We start from the raw sequence: 20,986 nt of genomic DNA, 5'->3' as shown, positions 1-20,986 counted from the left end.
GATGTACTGGCGTGCGCTTCCCGGTCGGCCAGTCAGGCCCATTTGCGCGTGATCCACATCCATTGCGACGGATGTTCGCGAATCCAGGTCTCAAACAGCGCGTGATAGGCCCGGGTCGCATTTTCCGCATCGCGCTTTCGATCTCCGGTGCGCTCGAATTCCAGAACGCGCGCCTCGATCCGAAACCGGCTCTCGGGCAAGCGGACCACGCGACAGGCGATCATCGGGACCCTGGCAGCACAGGCGATGGAGGCGGGAAACAGCGTTGCATAGGCGTCGTTGCCGAAAAAGGGAAGCACCGTGCCCCGACGGTCCTGAAGATCCGCCAGCATCGCGATGCGCCCGCCGCCGCGCGTCATGGCCAGCAGCCGGCGGGCGGTGTCGTGTCCCTTCGGGAGCAAACCGCCCGGATAGAGGCGGCTGCGAAGCCCGTAAAGGATGGATTCGGTGCGCCTGTTGGATAGTTTCTTGTAGACTCCGACCGGTTCCCAGTCGCAGGCGAGGGCGCCCATCGCCGTCACTTCCCAATTGCCGGCGTGCATGGAAACGACCACCGCGCCTCCGTCGCCAACGACCTTTTTCACGTCGTCCAGATCATATTCGAAGCGCGTCGGGTCCGCGACGATCCGGTCGAGCTGAAGGGTCTCGGCCGCGATACGCCCCAGGTTCTCCCACATGTCGCGGGCAATGCGTTCGCGCTGGGGTGCGGTCAGGTCGGGCAGGGCGCGCTCGAGGTTTTTCAGGGCGCGCTCATGGCGCTTGTTGAACGGCGCAAGCATGCGCCATGCCTTGCCCATCACCCGGGCGGCGACGGTCGGCGGCAACAAACGAAAGAGTGCCAGCACTGCGGAAAGGCCCGCCCATTCGCTCGCATGTCGCAAGCGAAGAAGGAGGGGCAGCCGGGCAGGAGCATCCCCATCCGGGCCGTTGATTTGCCGTCTTGCCATCATGTTGCGCGCAAACAGTCCCTTGTTTCTGGTGGCGTCCGGCCAGCGTTGACCCGCATCCGCGAACCCGTTAGGCCTGCGGTGATTAACCAAGCGCCGGGACGAAGGCAACATGGGCGCTCTTTGGACGCCCGCCCGGTCCGCTGGAGACCCCGATGGAAAACGTAATTTCTCTGGCGCTGCCTTTCTTCGGCCTGATCTTTCTTGGCATAGCCGCAGGCAAATTGAAGAAGATTCCGGCCGAGGGGCTGGCCTGGATGCAGTTCTTCATCATTTACATCGCGCTTCCGGCGCTGTTTTTCCGCCTGCTCGCCAAGACGCCGATCGAGGAACTCACCAACATCGGATATGTGGCCGCCACGACCTTTGCCACTTATTGCGCCTTTGCGGTCGCCTTTTGCGTTGGCGTGTTCGCCTCGCGCGGCAACATTCCCGAGGCAACGATCCAGGCGCTCGCCGGTTCCTATTCCAACATCGGCTACATGGGGCCGGGCCTGACCTTGGCCGTGCTCGGTCCCGCCGCAGCCGTGCCGACCGCGCTGGTTTTCTGCTTCGACAACATCCTGCTCTTCACGCTGGCGCCGCTGATGATGGCAATCGGCGGGACGGAGAACGAGCCTCCGCTCGCAACCGCCCTGACCGTGTTGCGCCGCATTTTCACCCACCCCTTCATTCTTGCGACCATCGCGGGTGTCCTGGCGGCAGCGGTCGAGTTCCAGCCGCCTCAGGCGATCGACACCCTGCTGACCTTCCTCAGCAATGCGGCCGCGCCCTGTGCGCTTTTCGCGATGGGCGTCACGGTCGCGCTTCAGCCGCTGGGGAGAACGCCACTGGAGCTTCCGGTCGTGCTTTTGGTCAAGCTGGTGGTGCATCCGATCATCGTGCTGCTGTTGCTGAACTGGGTCGGGGGCTTCGATCCGGCCTGGGTCGCGACGGCTGTCCTGATGGCATGTCTGCCGCCGGCGGCGAATGTCTTTGTCATTGCGCAGCAGTACAATGTCTACGTCCAGCGGGCCTCGAGCGCGATCCTGATCGGCACCATCGCCTCGACGGTGACCGTCTCCGCCTTTATCTACCTGATCACCGAAGGGCTGTTGCCGCTGAAGTAGCAATGCCAGGTTTCGCGCGAGGTCCGGCCATGAACGAACAACCGCTTTCCGGTGTGACGGTGGTCGATTTCAGCACCTTGCTGCCCGGTCCGCTTGCCACGCTCATGCTCGCGGAGGCCGGCGCCACCGTGATCAAGGTGGAACGTCCCGGCGGCGAGGACATGCGTTTCTTTCCCCCGCGCTCCGGCAATATCGGCACGCTCTTTGCCATGCTCAATCGCGGCAAGCGCTGCGTCGAGCTCGATCTCAAGGCCCCCGAAGCCCGCCAACAGGTTTTCGATCTTGTCGATACGGCGGACATCGTGGTCGAGCAGTTCCGGCCGGGCGTGATGGCACGCCTCGGCTTGGGGGCCGATGACTTGTGCGCGCGCAACCCGCGGCTGATTCATTGTTCCATCACCGGGTTCGGACAGTGCGGACCGCGTGCGATCGACGCCGGTCACGACGTCAACTACATGGCCCTGACGGGACTTTTGGCGCTGTCCTGCGGACCGCCTGAAAGTCCGGTGTTGCCGCCGGCCCAGCTTGCCGACATCGGCGGCGGGAGCTTTCCGGCGGTGATCAACATCCTGCTTGCGCTCCTCCAGCGGGACAGGACGGGGAGGGGCAGCCGGCTGGATATCGCCATGTGCGATGCGATGTTCACCTTCGCGCTCTTCGCGCAGGCGCAACTTACCGCGCTCGGGCGCGCACCGACCAATGGCGCCGACCTGCTTACCGGGGCTTCGCCGCGCTACAGGCTCTATCCGGCGGCCGACGGCCACCTGATCGCTGTGGGCGCATTGGAGGAGAAGTTCTGGCAGGCGCTTTGTGACGCTGTGGAGCTGCCGGAGGCGCAGCGCGACGACAAGACCGATCCGGACGCCTGTGCGAAAGCAATGGCGGCCCGTATCGCCACCCGCACCGCAGCCGAATGGGCGCCGATCCTGGCGCGGGCCGATTGCTGCGCCACGCCGGTTGCCACGCTGGAGGACGCGTTCCGCGATCCGCATTTTCAGGAGCGCGGGCTGTTCGACTTCACGGTGCAAGCCGGCGAAACGCCGATCCCGGCGACGGTCGTGCCCATCGACCGCGCGTTTCGCGGCAGTGCCGGGACAGCCGATCCGTCCTGAGTCCGGGTCAGGACTATCGCAGCGACAGGCCGCGCATCAGTCGCGGGCGTGCCATCACCGGCGCGATGCCCTCGCGCATCATCAGCCTGCGCAGCGGCGGGATGCGTCCGGCGAGATAAAGGCCGACGCTTCGCAATGCCTGGACCGGAAGCAGATCGCTCAGGAGCGAACGGTTGAGCAGGTCGACAGCGGTCGTGCGCGTGGCGATGTCGGGACGACGGGCGCGTTCATATGCCTGAAGAGCCCCGTTGGACCCGATATCCTCGCCGCGCCTGCGTGCGGCGACCAGCACCTCGCCAAGAGCTGCGACATCGCGCAGGCCGAGATTGAGCCCCTGTGCGCCGATGGGCGGAAACACATGCGCGGCTTCCCCGACAAGCGCGCAGCGGTTCGCCGCGACGGTGCGCGCGGTCAATCCGCCGAGCGGATAGATCTGGCGCTTTCCCACGACCGTCATCTTGCCGAGAACCGAGGCCGAGCGACGCTCCAGCTCAACCGCAAGGGCCGCGTCATCGAGGGCGGCGAGATAATCGGCATCCTCTGGCGAAACAACGCAGACCAGCGAGGACTTGCGTCCCTTGAGCGGCACCAGCGTGAAGGGGCCGGAGGGGGTGTGAAACTCGGTCGAGTGATTGTGGTGCGGAACCCCATGCTCAAGCGTCAGGACGAGTGCCGATTGTGGATAACGCCAGTCCTTGACCGCGATGCCGGCGGCTGCGCGGACCGGGGAATTGCGTCCGTCCGCACCGACAGCGAGCCGCGCGACGATGGTTTCGCCGGTGTCGGTGGTCAGTTCCGCCCGGTCGGCCAGTGGCGTGAGGGACGCAAGCCTTGCCTCGATGCGCAGAAGGTCCGGTTCATCGGCGCAGGCTTTTGCGAGCTCGCGGTTGAGATCGCGATTCTCGATGTTGTAGCCGAAGGCGGGCAGTTCCAGTTCGGAGGCATCGAACACGACCTCGGGCGCGCGGATCAGCCGTCCCGTGCCGTCGACGATGCGCATGTGACGGAGTGCGGCCGTATGGGGTTCGATCGCCGCCCAAAGATCGAGCGTGCGCAACATCTCGACAGACGATTCCAGCAGCGCTGTGGTGCGGTCGTCATCCGCCATTGCGCCCGGGGCGATCAAGGCGGTCCTGAAGCCGTGGCGCGCGAGCAGGAGCGCCATTGCCATGCCCGACGGGCCGGCACCGATAACGGCGGCATCCACCTGCGTCGGCGTCTTGGCGGTATCGGGCGCGGCGGCGCTTGCACGTCTGGCCATGAGAAGTCTCCGTTGCGGGGGCATGCCTTGCCCGTCAAGATGACGCGCGCGGGCGAATTTGCAAGTTCGCGGCACGCGCATAAGGTCGCATCCGTAGGCATTCGTATCCGATTCCGCCGACAGGGATGGTAAAGCGGCGGCACAATCGTAACGACCCATGCCGGCATCGGTTGAAAAGGGTCGGGGACAAGGGCGAACAATGAACGCTTTTCCGGAAAAGACCGCGTCTGCTGACGCTGGTGTCGTGCATCCGCTTCGTTCGCTCGCGCGCCGTCCGCGCCTCGCCGTCTTTCTGGCCGTCGGGCTTGCCGCGGCGGCGGGCTGGATCTACCTGGCGGCGATGGTCGCCGACATGGTTCCGGCGATGGACATGAGCGAGCTCGGGCCGGGGATGGCGTTTTTCAACAGTTTCAACATCTTCGCCGGCCTGCCGGCGGAGGCGCGCGCGGCACTTGCGATCATCTGTCTGCCGGAGGGCACAACGACCTTCGGAATGCCGGCCTCAGAGGTCTGGAGCCTGTCGGACGCCTGGCTGGTCTTCGTGATGTGGGTGATGATGGCGCTGGCGATGATGCTGCCGAGTGCCGCGCCGATGATCGCCTCCTTTGCCGAACTGCCGCAACCGATGCGCGGCAGCGCGCGCCGGACGCCCCCCGTTGTCGTGCTTGCGCTGGGGTATCTTTCGGTCTGGGTCGGCTACGGCGTGCTGGCGACCGCGGCGCAGGGAGCGCTGACGGCGGCGCGGATGATGTCTCCGATGATGTCGCCGGCGACCATGGTGCTCGCCGGAACCACGCTGATCGCCGCCGGGATCTATCAGTTCACGCCGGCCAAATTGGCTTGTCTGTTGCGTTGCCAACGACCGATTCCGTTTTTCATGGAGCGCCGGCCCGAAGGCTATGGTGCGGTCTACCGCTTGGGCATCATCCAGGGGCTGTTGTGTCTGGGCTGTTGCTGGGCATTGATGACGGTGATGTTCGCGGTCGGGATCATGAATGTCGTGTGGATTGCCGTGCTGGGCTTCCTGATGGCGCTTGAAAAGACCGTGCATCGGCTCTGGATTCCGCGCGCGATCGGGATTTTCCTGGTTGCCTGGGGGCTCTTCGTGCTCGCGCTTTCCGATGCCGGGCAGGCCCTTTTGGCGGCGTAGCGGCCGGTTTCGGCGTATTCCGCTTGACGATTCGGGCAAAAACGCATGAGTTCGGTTGCAGATCGCCTCAGTTGAAGGCATACGAAAGGGCTGGGGGAATTCCAAGGCCCGCGCCGGTTTGCGGCCGGCATGACATGAGGCGACGCCGGTGGCGAAAGGCAAGTTGGCGGATCCGGAGACGGGCGTGACGCAGCGGCTGAAAAGCGCGCACCCGCTGTTTTTGATCCACATCCTGACAGCGCTTGGCGCGCCGGTCGCACTGCTGGCGCTTCTCGCCGGTGCGCAAGGCGACTGGGCGATGCTTTTCGTCTGGCTCGGGCTTGCCCTGGTCATTGACGGGATCGACGGCCCGCTGGCGCGGCGGTTCGACATCGCAAACCGCATGCCGCAATGGTCGGGTGCCTCCCTCGATTTCGTCATCGACTACGCGACCTACGTCTTTTTGCCGGCCTTCGCCCTTGCAGGCAGCGGCATGGTCTCGTCGCCGTGGAACTGGATCTGCGGCGGGCTGATCGTTTTCACCGGGGCGCTGTATTTCGCCAACAATGGGATGAAACAGCCGGACGGCTCCTTCATGGGGTTCCCGACCGGCTGGAACATGGCGGTTTTCGGACTGATGGTGCTGTCGTCCTCCGAAGTTTTCACGATCGTCAGCATCTTCGTCCTGTGCGCTTTGACCTTCGCGCCGATCCGCTTTGTGCACCCGGTGCGCGTCGCGCGCTGGCGGCCGCTCACGCTCTTCGTCACACTGCTCTGGTTCATCGGCGCAGGACTTGCGATCGTCAACGGCCTGTCGGCGGAGGGCCTTGCGAAATGGCTGCTGGCGGGGTCCAGCATCTATCTTCTTCTGGTTTCGGCCGTCCAGCAGTTCCTCGACGCACTTCGCTGATCCAAACCGATCCGGGCCTGCGCTCGCGGTGTGGCGAACACCGGGCGGCCGGCCGCCGAGGCGTGAGCCACGCCCGTGACGCATGAGGCACTTCCATGATCGACCTGCTCTCCGATCCGGCCGTCTGGGCGAGCCTTCTCACCCTGACGGTGATGGAAATCGTCCTCGGTATCGACAACATCATCTTCATTTCCGTCATCGTCGCCCGGCTGGAGCCGAAGACCGCAAAGCGCGCCCGCCAGATCGGACTGGCGCTGGCGCTGATCTTCCGCATTGCGCTCCTCTCCGTTCTGACGCTGCTGATCGGCCTGACCGCGCCGGTCTTTTCGGTGCTGGGCGAGGCGATCTCCTGGCGCGACCTTATCTTGCTTGCCGGCGGTCTCTTCCTGCTGGTGAAGGCCACCCACGAGATCCACAAGGGGATCGAGGGCGCGCATGACGAGACGGGAACCGCGGTCGCGGCCGGTTTCGGCGCGGTCATTGCGCAGATCATCGTCATCGACATGGTTTTTTCGGTGGATTCCATCGTCACCGCCATCGGCATGGCCGAACATATCGAGGTGATGGTTGCCGCCGTGGTGATCGCGATGATCGCGATGTATGTCGCGTCCGGACCGATCTCCGATTTCGTGCAGAAGCATCCGACGACCAAGATGCTGGCGCTTGCCTTCCTGCTTCTGATCGGCGTCGCGCTGATTGCCGACGGCCTGGGGTTTCATATCCCGCGCGGCTACATCTACTTCGCCATGGCGTTTTCGGCCGGCGTCGAGGTCATCAACATTCTGGCCGCCTCGCGGCGCAAGGCGAAACGTCAGGCGGCTTCCGGCAAGTAACCGGCGAGATGGTCAGCGCTCCGGCGGGGTCCAGTCGTTGTCCGCGCGTCGTTTGCTCACGGCGCGCAACGCTAGACCGAGCGTGACGCCAACGCCGATTGCCACGGTCAGGTCGACCAGAACGGTGAGCACCAGCGTGAGAAGCAGAAGCGCGGTGTCGGCGGCCGGACCCTTCGCGTAGGCGGACCAGCGATGCGGCTCGCTCATGTTCCAGGCCGTCACCATCAGCAGGGCTGCAAGGGCGGGCATGGCAAGATAGCCGGCCATCGGCGCCGCGAGCAGCATCACCGCCAGGATCACCATGGCATGGACGATGCCGGCAACGGGCGTGCGACCGCCGGCCTTGATGTTTGTCGCCGTGCGGGCAATTGCCCCGGTCGCGGGAAGGCCGGCGAAGAGCGCCGATGCGATGTTTGCCGCACCTTGCGCCGTCAGTTCCGCGTTCGGGCGGTGCCGGCCCTCGATCATCCGGTCGGCGACCATCGCGGAAAGAAGCGATTCCACCCCGGCCAGAAAGGCGATCACGAAAGCGGACGGCAGCAGTTCGACGATCCGGTCGACGGAAATCGTCGGAAGTGCGGGAAGAGGCAGGCTTGAGGGCAGGGCGCCGAACCGCGAGTCGAGCGTATCGACCGGCAGTGCGAACACCACCACCAGCCCCGACGCCACCCCGACGGCGACAATGAGACCGGGAAAGCGCGGCGCGAGGCGGCGCAAGCCGACGATCAGCGCAACGGCGACCAGTGCCACGCCCAGCGCAGAGGGGGCGAAAGTGTCGCGCGCGGACCAAATGGCGGACAGCCGGTCCAGAAACTCCGCCGGCGCGTCGCGAAGCGTCAGTCCGAGAAAATCGGGGAGCTGGCTGAAGGCGATCACGATGGCGATGCCGATGGTGAAGCCGTTGACGACCGCTTCCGGCACATGGGCGATGAGATTGCCGGCCCGAAAGTATCCGGCGATCAATAGAATGAAACCGGCCATGAAGGTGGCGAGCACCAGTCCGTCATAGCCGTGATCTGCGATGATTGCGTGCACGACGACAATGAAGGCGCCGGTCGGCCCGCCGATCTGGACCCGGCTTCCGCCGAAAAGCGAAATCATGAAGCCGGCGACGATTGCCGTGACCAGGCCTTTTTCCGGGGAGGCGCCGGAGGCGATGGCGATCGCCAGGCTCAACGGCAATGCCACCATCGCAACCGTGACGCCGGCCAGAAGGTCGGCGAGGAACAATGGCAAACTGTAGGTTTTCAGCGTGGTGAGAATTTTCGGCTGGCGCATGAAACATCGAATAGCACCGCGACACGGGTGCGCGCCAGCGCTCTGGATGTGCGCCATGATGACGCAAAGCGCGCGTCGCGGGGCTTGCCCGGCGTCGGTGCCCGCCCCATGATCCGTCCAACCGGTTATTTCTCAGGGAGAGAGACAAAAATGATTCACGCGATCAGGGTGCATGAAACGGGCGGTCCGGACGTGATGAAGTGGGAAGAGGTCGAGATCGGCGACCCCGGCGCGGGCGAGGCGCGCGTGCGCCATACCGCCATCGGACTGAACTTCATCGACACCTACTTCCGCTCCGGCCTCTATCCGGCACCGGCGGGCACGCCGTTCACTCCCGGAAACGAGGGGGCGGGCGTCGTCACCGCCGTCGGCGAGGGCGTGACCCATGTGGCGCCTGGCGACCGCGTTGCCTATGTCGGGCCGCTCGGCTCCTATGCGGAGGAGCGCCTGGTCCCGGCCGACCGGTTGGTGGTGATCCCGGACGGCGTCGATGACAAGACCGCCGCCGGCATGATGCTGAAGGGCATGACCGCACGCTATCTGCTGCGCAAGACTTACAATGTGACGCCGGAAACGACGCTCTTGTTTCATGCCGCTGCCGGCGGCGTCGGGCTGATCGCCGGGCAATGGGCGGCGAAGATCGGCGCAACGGCGATCGGAACGGTCGGTTCGGCGGAGAAGGCGGAGCTCGCAAGGGCCAATGGCTACACCCATGTGATCAACTACCGCACGGAGAATTTCGTCGAGCGGGTTCGCGAGATCACCGACGGCAAGCTGTGCGACGTCGTTTACGATTCGGTCGGCAAGGACACCTATCCGGGTTCGCTCGATTGCCTGCGCCCCCTGGGGCTCTGGGTGTCCTTCGGCCAGTCGTCGGGACCGATCACCGACTTCAATCTCGGTCTGCTCGGGCCGAAGGGCTCGCTCTTCGCAACGCGCCCGACGCTCTTCACCTATATCGCCTCGCGGGCCGATCTGGAGGAGACTGCCAACGATCTCTTCGGTGTGGTGCGCTCGGGCGACGTGAAGATCCAGGTCAACCAGGAGTATGCGCTGAAGGACGCCGTGACGGCGCATCAGGACCTTCAGGGTCGCAAGACCACCGGCACCACGGTGCTCGTGCCCTGATGCTGCAAGGGCGGCCGGGCGGGGCGTCCGGTCGCGACGGCGGCGGGACGCGGGAAAAAGCGGGTGCCTGAAAATGGACAAGTCACGGCATCTCTACGGGCCGGCCCTGCGGTATTTCGCGGCTGTCGCCCAGGCCGGCTCCATCCGCGCGGCGGCACGCGACCTCAATGTCGCCTCCAGCGCGGTCAACCGGCAGGTGCTCTGGCTGGAACGGGCGCTGGGACATGCGCTGTTCGACCGGCTGGCCCGCGGCGTGCGGCTCACGCCGGCCGGCGAGATCCTGCGCGCTCATGTCTTGCGCACGCTGTCCGACTTTTCGGCAACGGCGGGGGAGCTGGATGCGCTCACCGGAATGCGCAGCGGTGCGGTCAGTATCGCCAGTGTGGAGAGCGTTTCGGAGACCCTGCTGCCGGCCGTGGTCGGCGAATTCCGGCGCCTTTATCCCGGCATTCACGTTGCGATCCGCATCGCGGGTTCGGTGCAGGTGGCCGAAGCGGTCATCGCCGGTGAAACGGACGTCGGCTTCTCCTTCGAACCACCCGAGGACCCGCGTCTGAGCGCCGCCTTTCGGCGGGATCTTGCCATCGGGGCGGTGATGGCGCCGGGACATCCGCTGGCGACACTTCAGCCGCTTCATCTGACGGACTGCTTGGCGTATCCCTTCTGCCTGCCGACGCGCGACCTGTCGCTGCGCAAGCTCATTGACGTGGCGATGCCGGCGGATGCCCTGGCCGGGCAGGCGTTCGTTGAGACCAATTCCCTGCGCATGATGAAGCGCCTGGCGGCGGGCGGGGAAACGCTCGCCTTTCAGACGATGATCGGGCTTGAACGCGAGGTTTTTGACGGCGCGCTCGTGTTTCGTCGACTTGCCGATACCGCGCTGGCGGCGGATCGTTTCACCGTGCTGACATCGTCGCATCGGGGCCTGAGCCACGCCGCCCAGGCATTTTTCGATCATTCGGTGGCCGCAGTCGGTGATCGGCTTTCTCAAATCGATGCCGATACGGCATCATAGGGTGCGCGAATCTGTTCTGGTCCCTCGATCATGGCTCATGCACTCTTTCAAGGCATGAACAATTCATGGTCACTGTCGGGCCGGGTTGCCAAACACGGGAAACACTCATGGGACGACTGACGACACATGTTCTGGACACAGCCCTCGGTCGCCCCGCGAGCGGGCTGGCCCTGTCGCTGTGGCTCCGCGAGGACGGCGGCGACACTTTCCGGAAACTCTCGGATGCCGTGACCAATGACGACGGGAGGGTCGATGGCCCGATCCTGAGCGAGGCCGACTTCCGGCCCGGCATCTATGAGCTGCGCTTCGAGGCCGGTGACTATCTCAGGCGGACGGTCGCCGCTCTGCCGGAACCGCTGTTTCTGGACGTGATCCCGTTGCGCTTCGGCATTTCCGATCCCGATGCCCACTATCACGTGCCCTTGCTGTTGTCGCCCTACGGCTATTCCACCTATCGCGGGAGCTGACAAATGCGCAGCGCCATCCGTTTCCTCCACCGCGGCCAGCTCGTCGAATTGAGCGAGGTCGGTCCGAACGAAACGGTGCTCGATTATTTGCGTCTGCGCCGGGGACTGCCCGGCACCAAGGAAGGCTGTGGCGAGGGGGATTGCGGCGCCTGCACCGTCGCCGTCGGCCGTGCGGTTGCGGGGCGGATGGTCTATCAGCCGGTGAATTCCTGCATCCAGTTTCTCGGCATGCTGGACGGTGCGGAACTGGTGACGGTGGAGGACCTCGCCACGGACGGCAGGCTGCATCCGGTGCAGCAGGCGATGGTTGACTGCCACGGCTCGCAATGCGGCTTCTGCACGCCGGGCTTCATCATGAGCCTGTTCACGCTCTATCACGCAGCCGATGTGCCCGCGACGCGCAAGACGGTGACCGACTGGCTGGCGGGAAACCTGTGCCGCTGTACCGGATACCGGCCCATCGTGGACGCTGCGCTCGGCACCTGTTTCGATGTGCTCGACGATGCCTTTTCGCGGCGGGCAAGCGAGACAATCGCCGCCCTGTCCGCGCTTCAGGACGGCGTGGATGTGATGATTCCGGCCGGCGGCGGGTTTTTCGCGGCGCCCGCGTCCATCGATGCGTTGGCAGCGCTCTATGACGCGCATCCCGATGCCACCATTCTGGCAGGGGCGACCGATGTCGGATTGTGGGTCACGAAACAGTTGCGGGACCTGCCGAAAATCATATGGATCGGCCGGGTCGCCGAACTCGAGGGTGCGGAGGAAACCGCCGGCGGCGTCTTGATGGGCGCGCGCGCGACCTTCGGCGACACCCATGACTTCATGGCGCGGATAGATCCGGATCTCGGGGAATTGTGGCGGCGGATCGGCTCGCGACAGGTGCGGGCCTCCGGCACGGTTTGCGGAAACATCGCCAACGGCTCGCCGATCGGCGACAGCCCACCGGCGCTGATCGCACTCGGGGCGACGCTTGAGCTGCGCAAGGGCGCGGACGCCCGGACACTGCCGCTCGATTCCTTTTTTGTCGATTACGGCAAGCAGGACCGCAAACCGGGAGAAATCGTTACGGGTCTGTATGTTCCCAGGCTCGACCCAAACCATGCCTTTCGCTGTTTCAAGATCTCGAAACGGTTCGATCAGGACATCACCGCCGTGCTGATGGCGGTCCGGCTGACGCTGGTCGACGGGCGCGTGACGGAGGCAAGGGTCGCCTATGGCGGCATGGCGCCGACCCCGAAGCGCGCGGCGGGAACCGAAATCGCACTGATCGGCGCACGACCCGACCAGCCTTCGAGCTGGGCGGCGGCGCTCAAGGCGCTGGCGGAAGACTTCTCGCCGATCAGCGACATGCGGGCAAGCGAGGAGTACCGTCAGGAAGTGGCACGCGCCTTGCTGGCGAAGGCGTTGGTGGAAATCGGCGGAACGCCGGACGAACGCACCCGGATCACTGGCGCCCGGCGCGAGGAGGCCTCCCATGCCGCTTGAGGAAATCGACGGAGAAACAAGGGCTTCGTCATCATCCGGCGACGCACTTGCACGCGTGGGGCAACCGACTCCGCATGACAGTGCCATCAAGCATGTCAGCGGTGGGGCGACCTATGTCGACGACATTCGCGAACCCGCCGGCACGCTGCATGTGGTGCCGGGCTGGGCAGGTGACGTTGTAAGGGGCACGATCACGGATCTGGATCTCGATCCGGTGCGGCAAAGCCCCGGTGTCGTCGCGGTTCTGACGCATGCGGACATCCCGGGCAAGAACGACGTGGCGCCGGCGCTTGGCGACGAACCGATGCTTGTCGAGAGCGAGATCCTCTATTGGGGGCAGCCGGTCTTCGCTGTGATTGCGACGACCCGGGATGCGGCCCGGCGGGCGGCCCGCAAGGCGCGGATCGTCGCCGATCCGCTAGCGCCGGTGCTGACCATCGACGACGCGTTGTCGGCCGATGAAACCGTTCTTCCGGACTATCAGTTCCGAAAAGGCTCGCCGGAGACGGGGCTTGCCACCTCGACCGCCAGATTGCGCGGCCGCATGGAGATCGGCGGGCAGGAGCATTTCTATCTCGAAGGTCAGGTGTCGCTCGCCGTGCCAGGCGAGGACCGGGATGTCTTCGTTCACACCTCGTCGCAACACCCGAGCGAAACGCAGCATATCATCGCACGGGTGCTCGACGTGCCGGATGCCGCAGTGACCGTCGAGGTGCGCCGCATGGGTGGCGGTTTTGGCGGCAAGGAAAGCCAGGCCAATCACTGGGCAGCGCTTGCAGCGCTGGCGGCGCGTGTCACGGGGCAGGCCTGCAAGCTGCGCCTCGACCGTGACGACGACATGATCATGACCGGCAAGCGGCATGACTTCCGGGCGCAGTGGACGCTTGGACATGACGAGGACGGGCGCATTCGCGCAGCCGAAATGCTGTTTCACGCAAGATGCGGCTATTCGGCGGATCTCTCGCTTGGTGTGGTCGACCGGGCGATGTTTCATGCCGATTCCAGCTATTTCTACCCAGATGCGCTGATTCATTCACGCAGGCTGAAGACCAACACCTGTTCCAACACCGCGTTTCGCGGTTTCGGCGGACCGCAGGGCATGCTTGCGGCCGAACGCATGATGGACGAGCTCGCCATCACCGTCGGCAAGGATCCGCTCGATGTGCGAAAGCTCAATTTCTATGGTGCCGACCGCGACACCACGCCCTACGGAATGCATGTCGAGGAACACGCGACACTGCATGCGCTCGTGGAGCAACTCGAGACAAGTGCCAACTACCGCGCGCGACGTTCGGAGATTGTCGCCTTCAATGCCCGCAGTCCGATCCTGAAAAAGGGGCTGTCGCTGACGCCGGTGAAATTCGGTATTTCCTTCACGCTCAAGCATCTCAACCAGGCCGGCGCCCTGGTGCATCTTTACACAGACGGGTCGATCCATCTGAACCACGGCGGCACCGAGATGGGGCAGGGGCTGTTCCAGAAGGTCGCGCAGATCGTCGCCGAGATCTTCGGCGTGACGCTTGACCGGGTGAACATCACCGCGACCCATACAGGCAAGGTGCCAAACACCGGTCCGACGGCGGCCTCCTCCGGAACCGATCTCAACGGCATGGCCGCGCAGATCGCGGCGGAAACGATCAAGGCGCGACTGGTCGCATTCGCAGCGGAGCAGCACGGCGTTTCGCCGGACGACATCGCGTTTCGCGACAATCAGGTGCTTTTCGGAAACGAGGCGATGCCGCTCGGGGCGCTGGCGCGTGCGGCGCATCTGGCCCGCATCCAGTTGTCGGCGACCGGGTTCTATGCAACGCCGACCATCACCTGGGACAGACCGAGCGCGTCGGGCCGGCCATTTCACTATTTCGCCTATGGGGCGGCGTGTTCCGAGGTCACCATCGACACGATGACGGGCGAGATGCGCGTCGACCGCGTCGACATTCTCCACGACGTCGGCAAGTCGCTCAATCCGGCCATCGACATCGGCCAGATCGAGGGCGGGTTCGTGCAAGGCATGGGCTGGCTGACGACGGAGGAGCTTGTCTGGGACGAAAGCGGGCGGCTGCGCACGCATGCGCCGTCGACCTACAAGATCCCGACGGCATCGGATGTTCCGGAAGCCTTCAACGTCGCGCTCTATGCCTCGTCCGGCAACCCGTCCCCGACGGTCTATCGTTCCAAGGCGGTGGGCGAACCGCCGGTGATGCTGGCGATTTCCGTCTTCAGCGCCATTCATGATGCGGTTGCAAGTCTTGCGCCCGGCGTGTTGCCCGACCTCAACGCGCCGGCGACAGCCGAGGAAATCCTGCGTGCCGTCACTGTGATGAAACGACGGAAGGCCGCGGGATGAGCGTCTGGGCCTCGGTTCTGGCACTGCTGAAGGACGAGCCCGCCTGCGCGCTTGTTACGGTGGTGCGTATCGAGGGTTCTGCCCCCCGCGAGGTTGGCGCGCGCATGGTCGTCGATGCGGCGCGGCGGTTTTCCGGCACCATCGGCGGCGGCATGCTGGAATATCAGGCCATCGAGGCGGCCGCGGCCGGTCTGCAAAACGATCCGAGCGACAGCTTGCGGCTCGACCGGATGTCGCTCGGACCGGACCTTGGCCAGTGCTGCGGCGGTCGCGTCACGCTTGCGGTCGAGACGATCACGCGGCGGCGGTGCGACGAGGTGGAGCGTCTCTCCCGCCTCGAGGCGCAAGGGACATTCGTCACGCAAATGACGATCCCGGACGCGGGTGTGTTTCCCCGGCGAACGCTCGTTGATGCGGGATCTTCCCTTCCTTGCGGTGTGGATGCCCGGCTTGGGGACGGTCGACTGAGCGAACGTTTCGGGATCGACAGGACCCCGGTGTGCCTGTTCGGGGCGGGGCATGTCGGCAAGGCGCTGGTGCTCGCGCTCGCCCCCCTTCCGTTTTCCCTCGTGTGGATCGACAACAGGCCGGATATCTTTCCCTCGCGGGCGCCGGCCACCGTACGCATGGTCGCGGCTGCCGACCCGCTGCCCGAAGCGAACGGCCGTTGCAAGGGGGCGGAAGTCCTCATCATGACGCATGACCACGCGCTTGATCTTGCCATTGCGGATGTCGCCTTGCGCCAACCGGACGTTGCCGGCGTCGGAATGATCGGCAGCGAGACGAAAGCGGCGCGCATGCGCTCGCGGCTTGTATCGGCCGGGCACGAGCCACGCAGGGTTGCCGAGGTGTTTCGTTGCCCGATCGGTCTTTCCGGACTTGCCTCGAAGGCGCCGGCCGCCATCGCGACTTCGGTCGCCGCTGAATTGTTGATGCGCCGGGAGCGGCGTGAGCCTGTCCACAATAAACGCCGCAACAGTCTTGCCGGGAGCATCGCAGCCATATGATAAGGGGCGGGGGGATCACATGACAGTGGACGACACAACGGACCCGCAACAGCGGCAGGCCCACCAGCGGCGCGGAACCATTCTTCTTGAAGCGCAGGGCATCACCAAACGCTTCGGAGACATTCTCGCCAACGACGATGTGTCCCTGACCCTGCGCGCCGGCGAAATTCATGCCCTGCTTGGCGAGAATGGCGCCGGAAAATCGACGCTGGTGAAGATTCTCTATGGCGCGCTCGATCCCAATTCCGGGGATCTCGCCTGGCAAGGGCAGACCGTCGGAATCGCGTCGCCGGCCGAGGCGAGGGCTCTTGGCATCGGCATGGTGTTTCAGCATTTTTCGCTGTTCGAAGCGCTCACTGTCGCTGAGAACATTGCGCTTGCCCTGCCGCCGGGCCAGTCGTTCCGGGAGTTGTCCGACCGCATTCGCACGGTGTCGCGCGACTACGGACTGACCCTCGACCCGTCCGCGATCGTTGCCGATCTGTCCGTCGGCGTGCGGCAACGCATCGAGATCGTCCGCTGTCTTCTTCAGGAACCGCGGCTGATCATCATGGACGAACCGACCTCCGTGCTCACGCCGCAGGAGGCGGACCAGCTGTTCGTCACACTGGAGCGGCTCGCATCGGAAGGTTGCGCGATCCTCTATATCTCGCACCGTCTGGAAGAGGTGCAGCGCATCTGCCACCACGCGACCATCATGCGCCACGGCAAGGTCGTGATGGAATGCGATCCGACGCAGGAAACTGCTGGGTCGCTGGCACGGCTCATGGTCGGCAGTGCGGTGCATGATTTGAAACGCGGCGTCGCGCCGCGCGAGGGCAATGTGCACCTTGCCCTGAAGGGCCTGAGCGCCGATGCCGAGGGACCGTTTTCAGTCGCCATCGACACGATCGGTCTCGACGTTCACGCTGGGGAAGTCGTTGCGATCGCCGGCATCGCGGGAAACGGACAAAGCGAGCTTTTCGAGCTTCTGTCCGGCGAGCGGCTTGCCACAATCGATACGTCGGTGATGATCGGCGGGATGCCGATGGGTCGTGCCGGCATCACGAAACGTCGCAGGGCAGGGGCCGCCTTCGTTCCCGAGGAACGGTTGGGACATGGCGCGGTTCCGGGCCTCAAGCTGTCGGAAAACCTCGTACTTACCCGCCACGGAACAGGGGACGGCCTGGTGCGTAGCGGTTTCGTCAAGACGGGGCGGGCAGGCGAGCTGGAACAGAAGATCAAGAAGAATTTCGATGTGCGCATGTCCCACGACGATCCGGAGGCGCGCGCACTGTCTGGCGGAAATCTGCAGAAATTCGTCATTGGCCGGGAGCTCGACCGGCGGCCGGACCTTCTGGTCGTCAATCAGCCAACGTGGGGCGTCGATGCCGGGGCGGCGGCGCTCATTCGTCAGGAACTGATCGATCTGTCGCGCCATGGGGCGGCTGTGCTGGTGATCAGCCAGGACCTCGACGAGATTTTCGAGATTGCCGACCGGGTCGCGGTGATTTCGCGAGGCAAACTCTCGGAGGCAATCCCCTCGAACAAGCTGACGCGGGAGCGCGTGGGGTTGCTCATGGGCGGTCTTGAGGAAAAAACCGGAGGCGCGGGCGATGCGGCTTGAGCTGGAAAAACGCGCCGAACGCTCCACCGCGATGGCGCTGCTGTCGCCGGTGATCGCGATCACGCTAACGCTGGTCACGGGCGCGGTGCTGTTTGCCGCCCTCGGGCAGAATCCGGCCGTGGCGCTTTACATGTTCTTCGTCGATCCGCTGACGGCGTCCTGGTCGCTTCAGGAGCTTGTGGTGAAGGCGACCCCGCTCATCCTGATCGGTGTCGGTCTGGCGGTCTGCTTCCTGTCGAACACCTGGAACATCGGCGCCGAGGGGCAGTTCACTGCCGGCGCGCTCGCGGGCTCCATGCTGCCGATCCTGCTGCCCGGGTTCGAGAGTTTCCTGACCCTGCCGCTGATGCTTGTGATGGGAATCGCCGGTGGCATGTTGTGGGGCGGAATCCCGGCGATCCTGAAAGTGCGCTTCGGAACGAACGAGATCCTCACCAGCCTGATGCTGGTCTATATCTCGCAACTGTTGCTGGATTGGCTCGTTCGCGGCCCCTGGCGCGATCCGGAAGGGTTCAATTTTCCCGAAAGCCGCGTGTTTTCGGAGGCCGCGACATTGCCGGCACTGGCGGACGGGCGCATGCATGTCGGGGCGATCTTCGCGGTGATTGCCGTCATCGCGCTGGCGGTCGTGCTGATGAAGACGCTGAAGGGCTTTGAGATCAGGGTCCTGGGGCAGGCGCCGCGCGCCGGGCGGTTTGCCGGGTTCTCGCGCAACAAGATGATCCTTTTTGCCTTCCTGCTGTCGGGGGGACTGGCGGGGCTTGCCGGCATCAGCGAAGTCTCCGGTTCCGTAAACCAGCTCACGCCGGTGATCTCACCGGGTTACGGGTTTACCGCAATCATCGTTGCGTTCCTCGGCCGGCTCAATCCGATCGGCATCTTCTTTTCCGGCTTTCTTCTGGCCCTTTCCTATCTGGGCGGGGAGGCCGCGCAGGTCACGCTCGGGATTTCCGACAAGACCACCCGCGTCTTTCAGGGTCTTTTGCTGTTCTACGTGCTCGCCTGCGACACGCTGATCCTCTACCGGATCCGTTTCGCCCGGCCGGGCGTCACCGCCAAGGGAGCCTGAGCGATGGGTGCGTTCGAATCCATTCTTCTGACCGTCATCACGGCGGCGACCCCCTTGCTGTTGGCGGCCATCGGCGAACTCGTCGTGGAGCGGTCCGGCGTCTTGAACCTCGGCGTCGAGGGCATGATGATCGTTGGCGCGGTGATGGGCTTTGCCGGCGCGCAAGCCACCGGATCGCCTTACTTGGGGGCGGTTTTCGCACTGCTGTCGGGCATGGGCATGGCGCTTCTGTTCGGCTTCCTCACGTTGCATCTGGTCGCAAATCAGGTGGCGACGGGGTTGGCGCTGACGCTGCTCGGGCTCGGTCTGTCCGGCATGATCGGCGAGGCCTTCGTCGGACAGCCCGGCATTCGGCTGACCGGAATCGACATTCCGGTCCTGAGCGACCTGCCGCTGGTCGGACGTCTCCTGTTTGGCCAGGACGTGCTCGTCTACCTGTCGTTGATCCTGGTCGCGGGGGTCTCCTATGTGCTGTTTCGCACAAGGGCCGGCCTCATTATTCGCGCTGTCGGCGACAACCATGCCTCCGCGCATGCGCTCGGTGTGTCCGTTATCAAGGTACGCTACCTGGCGGTCCTGTTCGGCGGAGCCTGCGCCGGCCTTGCCGGTGGGTATCTCTCGCTCGTCTATACGCCGCAGTGGGTCGAGGGCATGACGGCCGGGCGGGGCTGGATCGCCCTGGCGCTTGTGGTTTTCGCCACGTGGCGACCGGTTCGCGTTCTTGCCGGGGCCTATCTTTTCGGCGCGGTCGGGATCCTGCAATTCCATGCCCAGGCGCACGGCGTGGGGATTCCCTCACAGTTTTTGTCGGCGCTCCCCTACATCGCGACCATTGCCGTGCTTGTCATCATCTCCCGGAACCGCATACTGACACGGGTCAACACTCCGGCCTGCCTGGGACGGCCGTTCGTGCCGGACCGCTGAATCGGCGCGGGGCGACCGGAAACATCAAGACACCGGTCCAATGCCGGGCGACATAACAGAGCAGGGGACGGCACCGAATACAAATCTGCGTGCCGGAGAGGCGATGAACGCCGGCGCAGAATTTCGAAAACCATCGCATTTGCAAACGGGGAACAGGAGCCTCACATGAAAAAACTTTTCGGGATCGCGCTTGCCGCGGCACTCGGCCTTGGGCTGACAAGCGCGCAGGCCGAGGACAAGCTGAAGATCGGCTTCATCTACGTCGGGCCTATCGGCGACTATGGCTGGTCGTATCAGCACAACCAGGGCCGTCTCGCCATCGAGGCTGCCTTCGGCGACAAGGTCGAGACGACCTATATCGAGAGCGTCTCGGAGGGCCCGGACGCCGAGCGTGCCATCGAACGTCTTGCGCGTGACGGTGCGAAGATGATCTTCACCACCTCCTTCGGCTTCATGAACCCGACCCTGAAGGTCGCCAAGAAGTTCCCGGATGTCATGTTCGAGCATGCGACCGGCTACAAGCGGGCGGACAACGTGTCGACCTACTCGGCACGCTTCTACGAAGGTCGCTACGTCATCGGCCAGATCGCGGCGAAGGTGTCGAAGACCGGGACCGCCGGCTACATCGGCTCCTTCCCGATTCCGGAAGTCGTGCGCGGCATCAATTCCTTCATGCTGGGCGCGCAGTCGGTCGATCCGGACTTCAAGATCAAGGTCGTGTGGGCCAACTCCTGGTACGATCCGGGTAAGGAAGCCGACGCCGCCAAGGCGCTGCTCGACCAGGGAGCGGACGTGATCAGCCAGCACACCGACAGCCCGGCGCCGCTGCAGGTCGCAGAGGAGCGTGGTGCGGTCGGCTTCGGTCAGGCGTCCGACATGATCAAGTTCGCGCCGAACGCGCAGCTCACCGCCATCGTCGACGACTGGAGCGTCTATTACGTCAACCGCGTCCAGGCCGTACTCGACGGCACCTGGAAGAGCGAAGACGTCTGGGGCGGTTTCTCCGAGGACATGGTGCTGATGGCGCCGTTCACCAATCTTCCCGAAGACGTGGCCAACGAAGCCGCCGCGATGACGGACAAGATCCGCAGCGGCGAGTTTCATCCTTTCACGGGTCCGATCTACAAGCAGAACGGCGATCTGGCGGTCGAGGATGGCATCATCCTTGACGACGGAACGCTGCTTGGCATGAACTGGTACGTAAAGGGTATCGAAGACCAGCTTCCGCAGTAAAAGACAAAACGAAGCGGCGGCGGACCGATGTCCGCCGCCGTTTTCCGTCCGGTTTACGGACATTCTGCCGATCCGCCGGGCGCAGCGGGTCGGTGTCACGGTCCAAAGGGCCTCGCGCCGCGACCG

The 20,986-nt window shown here is 64.6% G+C and carries 18 protein-coding genes; 15 read left to right on the top strand and 3 right to left on the bottom strand.

The window, feature by feature from the left end:
* Positions 1-32: 32 nt before the first annotated feature.
* A complete protein-coding gene (locus G572_RS0101825; protein ID WP_084649889.1) occupies positions 33-947 on the bottom strand; it encodes a lysophospholipid acyltransferase family protein in 915 nt (304 codons plus the stop codon).
* A 155-nt stretch (positions 948-1,102) separates the two neighbouring features.
* Between G572_RS0101825 and G572_RS0101820 the strand changes: the two genes are divergently transcribed.
* Both G572_RS0101820 and G572_RS0101815 read left to right on the top strand, forming a co-directional pair.
* Entirely contained in the window at positions 1,103-2,056 is a 954-nt protein-coding gene (locus G572_RS0101820; protein ID WP_029057025.1) for an AEC family transporter, read from the top strand.
* Positions 2,057-2,085: 29 nt separating this feature from the next.
* Positions 2,086-3,168, top strand: coding sequence for a CaiB/BaiF CoA transferase family protein (locus tag G572_RS0101815; protein WP_037545076.1), 1,083 nt, complete (start codon positions 2,086-2,088; stop codon positions 3,166-3,168).
* Positions 3,169-3,181: 13 nt separating this feature from the next.
* Here the strand turns inward: G572_RS0101815 and G572_RS0101810 are convergent, their stop codons facing one another.
* On the bottom strand, positions 3,182-4,429 hold the full coding sequence (locus tag G572_RS0101810) for a UbiH/UbiF family hydroxylase (RefSeq protein ID WP_051241459.1): 1,248 nt from the start codon (positions 4,427-4,429) through the stop codon (positions 3,182-3,184).
* A gap of 199 nt (positions 4,430-4,628) precedes the next feature.
* On the opposite strand from G572_RS0101810, the gene G572_RS22065 reads away from it, so the two are divergent.
* The 3 genes from G572_RS22065 (at position 4,629) to G572_RS0101795 (ending at position 7,301) form a co-directional block, all read left to right on the top strand.
* On the top strand, positions 4,629-5,579 hold the full coding sequence (locus tag G572_RS22065; protein WP_037545073.1) for a DUF2182 domain-containing protein: 951 nt from the start codon (positions 4,629-4,631) through the stop codon (positions 5,577-5,579).
* 148 nt (positions 5,580-5,727) lie between these two features.
* On the top strand, positions 5,728-6,468 hold the full coding sequence (locus tag G572_RS0101800) for a CDP-alcohol phosphatidyltransferase family protein (RefSeq protein WP_208978996.1): 741 nt from the start codon (positions 5,728-5,730) through the stop codon (positions 6,466-6,468).
* Positions 6,469-6,563: 95 nt separating this feature from the next.
* Positions 6,564-7,301 (top strand): TerC family protein, encoded by a 738-nt coding sequence (locus G572_RS0101795; RefSeq protein WP_037545060.1) that lies wholly within the window; start codon positions 6,564-6,566, stop codon positions 7,299-7,301.
* Between the two features lie 12 nt (positions 7,302-7,313).
* On the opposite strand, the gene G572_RS0101790 is transcribed toward G572_RS0101795, so the two are convergent.
* Positions 7,314-8,579 (bottom strand): SulP family inorganic anion transporter, encoded by a 1,266-nt coding sequence (locus tag G572_RS0101790; RefSeq protein WP_029057020.1) that lies wholly within the window; start codon positions 8,577-8,579, stop codon positions 7,314-7,316.
* Positions 8,580-8,729: 150 nt separating this feature from the next.
* Here G572_RS0101790 and G572_RS0101785 point away from each other — a divergent pair, with 150 nt between their 5' ends.
* The 10 genes from G572_RS0101785 to G572_RS0101740 all read left to right on the top strand — a co-directional run bounded on the left by G572_RS0101785 (position 8,730) and on the right by G572_RS0101740 (position 20,860).
* Positions 8,730-9,707 carry a quinone oxidoreductase family protein gene (locus G572_RS0101785; RefSeq protein ID WP_029057019.1) on the top strand — a complete coding sequence of 326 codons (978 nt, stop codon included), beginning with the start codon at positions 8,730-8,732 and terminating at the stop codon, positions 9,705-9,707.
* A 73-nt stretch (positions 9,708-9,780) separates the two neighbouring features.
* The gene (locus G572_RS0101780) at positions 9,781-10,722 is read left to right on the top strand and encodes a LysR family transcriptional regulator (protein WP_029057018.1); all 942 of its coding nucleotides are present in this window, start codon (positions 9,781-9,783) and stop codon (positions 10,720-10,722) included.
* A 107-nt stretch (positions 10,723-10,829) separates the two neighbouring features.
* Positions 10,830-11,189 carry a hydroxyisourate hydrolase gene (uraH, locus tag G572_RS0101775; RefSeq protein WP_029057017.1) on the top strand — a complete coding sequence of 120 codons (360 nt, stop codon included), beginning with the start codon at positions 10,830-10,832 and terminating at the stop codon, positions 11,187-11,189.
* Positions 11,190-11,192: 3 nt separating this feature from the next.
* Complete coding sequence (xdhA, locus tag G572_RS0101770; protein WP_029057016.1) at positions 11,193-12,674, top strand: xanthine dehydrogenase small subunit; 1,482 nt, start codon at positions 11,193-11,195, stop codon at positions 12,672-12,674.
* Complete coding sequence (gene xdhB / locus G572_RS0101765) at positions 12,664-15,021, top strand: xanthine dehydrogenase molybdopterin binding subunit (RefSeq protein WP_037545057.1); 2,358 nt, start codon at positions 12,664-12,666, stop codon at positions 15,019-15,021. The genes xdhA and xdhB overlap by 11 nt, the downstream gene beginning before the upstream one ends.
* A complete protein-coding gene (gene xdhC, locus G572_RS0101760; RefSeq protein ID WP_029057014.1) occupies positions 15,018-16,028 on the top strand; it encodes a xanthine dehydrogenase accessory protein XdhC in 1,011 nt (336 codons plus the stop codon). Before xdhB ends, xdhC begins: the two co-directional genes overlap by 4 nt.
* Before the next feature lie 19 nt (positions 16,029-16,047).
* Entirely contained in the window at positions 16,048-17,634 is a 1,587-nt protein-coding gene (locus tag G572_RS0101755) for an ABC transporter ATP-binding protein (protein ID WP_084649824.1), read from the top strand.
* Entirely contained in the window at positions 17,624-18,703 is a 1,080-nt protein-coding gene (locus G572_RS0101750; protein ID WP_029057012.1) for an ABC transporter permease, read from the top strand. The genes G572_RS0101755 and G572_RS0101750 overlap by 11 nt, the downstream gene beginning before the upstream one ends.
* A gap of 3 nt (positions 18,704-18,706) precedes the next feature.
* Positions 18,707-19,627: an ABC transporter permease gene (locus G572_RS0101745; protein ID WP_029057011.1), complete on the top strand. Its 921-nt coding sequence runs from the start codon at positions 18,707-18,709 to the stop codon at positions 19,625-19,627.
* A gap of 165 nt (positions 19,628-19,792) precedes the next feature.
* Positions 19,793-20,860, top strand: coding sequence for a BMP family ABC transporter substrate-binding protein (locus G572_RS0101740; RefSeq protein ID WP_029057010.1), 1,068 nt, complete (start codon positions 19,793-19,795; stop codon positions 20,858-20,860).
* Positions 20,861-20,986: the final 126 nt, after the last annotated feature.

This window comes from Stappia stellulata DSM 5886 (assembly GCF_000423705.1).
GTDB lineage: Bacteria > Pseudomonadota > Alphaproteobacteria > Rhizobiales > Stappiaceae > Stappia > Stappia stellulata.
Note: the sequence above shows the minus strand (reverse complement) of the source record. Positions and strands in the feature narration are given on the sequence as shown.

What these genes read in the sequence shown, in the direction of transcription:
- G572_RS0101825 (WP_084649889.1), bottom strand. Translation starts at nt 947, where the DNA reads ATGGCAAGACGGCAAATCAACGGCCCGGATGGGGATGCTCCTGCCCGG.
- G572_RS0101820 (WP_029057025.1), top strand. Translation starts at nt 1,103, where the DNA reads ATGGAAAACGTAATTTCTCTGGCGCTGCCTTTCTTCGGCCTGATCTTT.
- G572_RS0101815 (WP_037545076.1), top strand. Translation starts at nt 2,086, where the DNA reads ATGAACGAACAACCGCTTTCCGGTGTGACGGTGGTCGATTTCAGCACC.
- G572_RS0101810 (WP_051241459.1), bottom strand. Translation starts at nt 4,429, where the DNA reads ATGGCCAGACGTGCAAGCGCCGCCGCGCCCGATACCGCCAAGACGCCG.
- G572_RS22065 (WP_037545073.1), top strand. Translation starts at nt 4,629, where the DNA reads ATGAACGCTTTTCCGGAAAAGACCGCGTCTGCTGACGCTGGTGTCGTG.
- G572_RS0101795 (WP_037545060.1), top strand. Translation starts at nt 6,564, where the DNA reads ATGATCGACCTGCTCTCCGATCCGGCCGTCTGGGCGAGCCTTCTCACC.
- G572_RS0101790 (WP_029057020.1), bottom strand. Translation starts at nt 8,579, where the DNA reads ATGCGCCAGCCGAAAATTCTCACCACGCTGAAAACCTACAGTTTGCCA.
- G572_RS0101785 (WP_029057019.1), top strand. Translation starts at nt 8,730, where the DNA reads ATGATTCACGCGATCAGGGTGCATGAAACGGGCGGTCCGGACGTGATG.
- G572_RS0101780 (WP_029057018.1), top strand. Translation starts at nt 9,781, where the DNA reads ATGGACAAGTCACGGCATCTCTACGGGCCGGCCCTGCGGTATTTCGCG.
- uraH (WP_029057017.1), top strand. Translation starts at nt 10,830, where the DNA reads ATGGGACGACTGACGACACATGTTCTGGACACAGCCCTCGGTCGCCCC.
- xdhA (WP_029057016.1), top strand. Translation starts at nt 11,193, where the DNA reads ATGCGCAGCGCCATCCGTTTCCTCCACCGCGGCCAGCTCGTCGAATTG.
- xdhB (WP_037545057.1), top strand. Translation starts at nt 12,664, where the DNA reads ATGCCGCTTGAGGAAATCGACGGAGAAACAAGGGCTTCGTCATCATCC.
- xdhC (WP_029057014.1), top strand. Translation starts at nt 15,018, where the DNA reads ATGAGCGTCTGGGCCTCGGTTCTGGCACTGCTGAAGGACGAGCCCGCC.
- G572_RS0101755 (WP_084649824.1), top strand. Translation starts at nt 16,048, where the DNA reads ATGACAGTGGACGACACAACGGACCCGCAACAGCGGCAGGCCCACCAG.
- G572_RS0101750 (WP_029057012.1), top strand. Translation starts at nt 17,624, where the DNA reads ATGCGGCTTGAGCTGGAAAAACGCGCCGAACGCTCCACCGCGATGGCG.
- G572_RS0101745 (WP_029057011.1), top strand. Translation starts at nt 18,707, where the DNA reads ATGGGTGCGTTCGAATCCATTCTTCTGACCGTCATCACGGCGGCGACC.
- G572_RS0101740 (WP_029057010.1), top strand. Translation starts at nt 19,793, where the DNA reads ATGAAAAAACTTTTCGGGATCGCGCTTGCCGCGGCACTCGGCCTTGGG.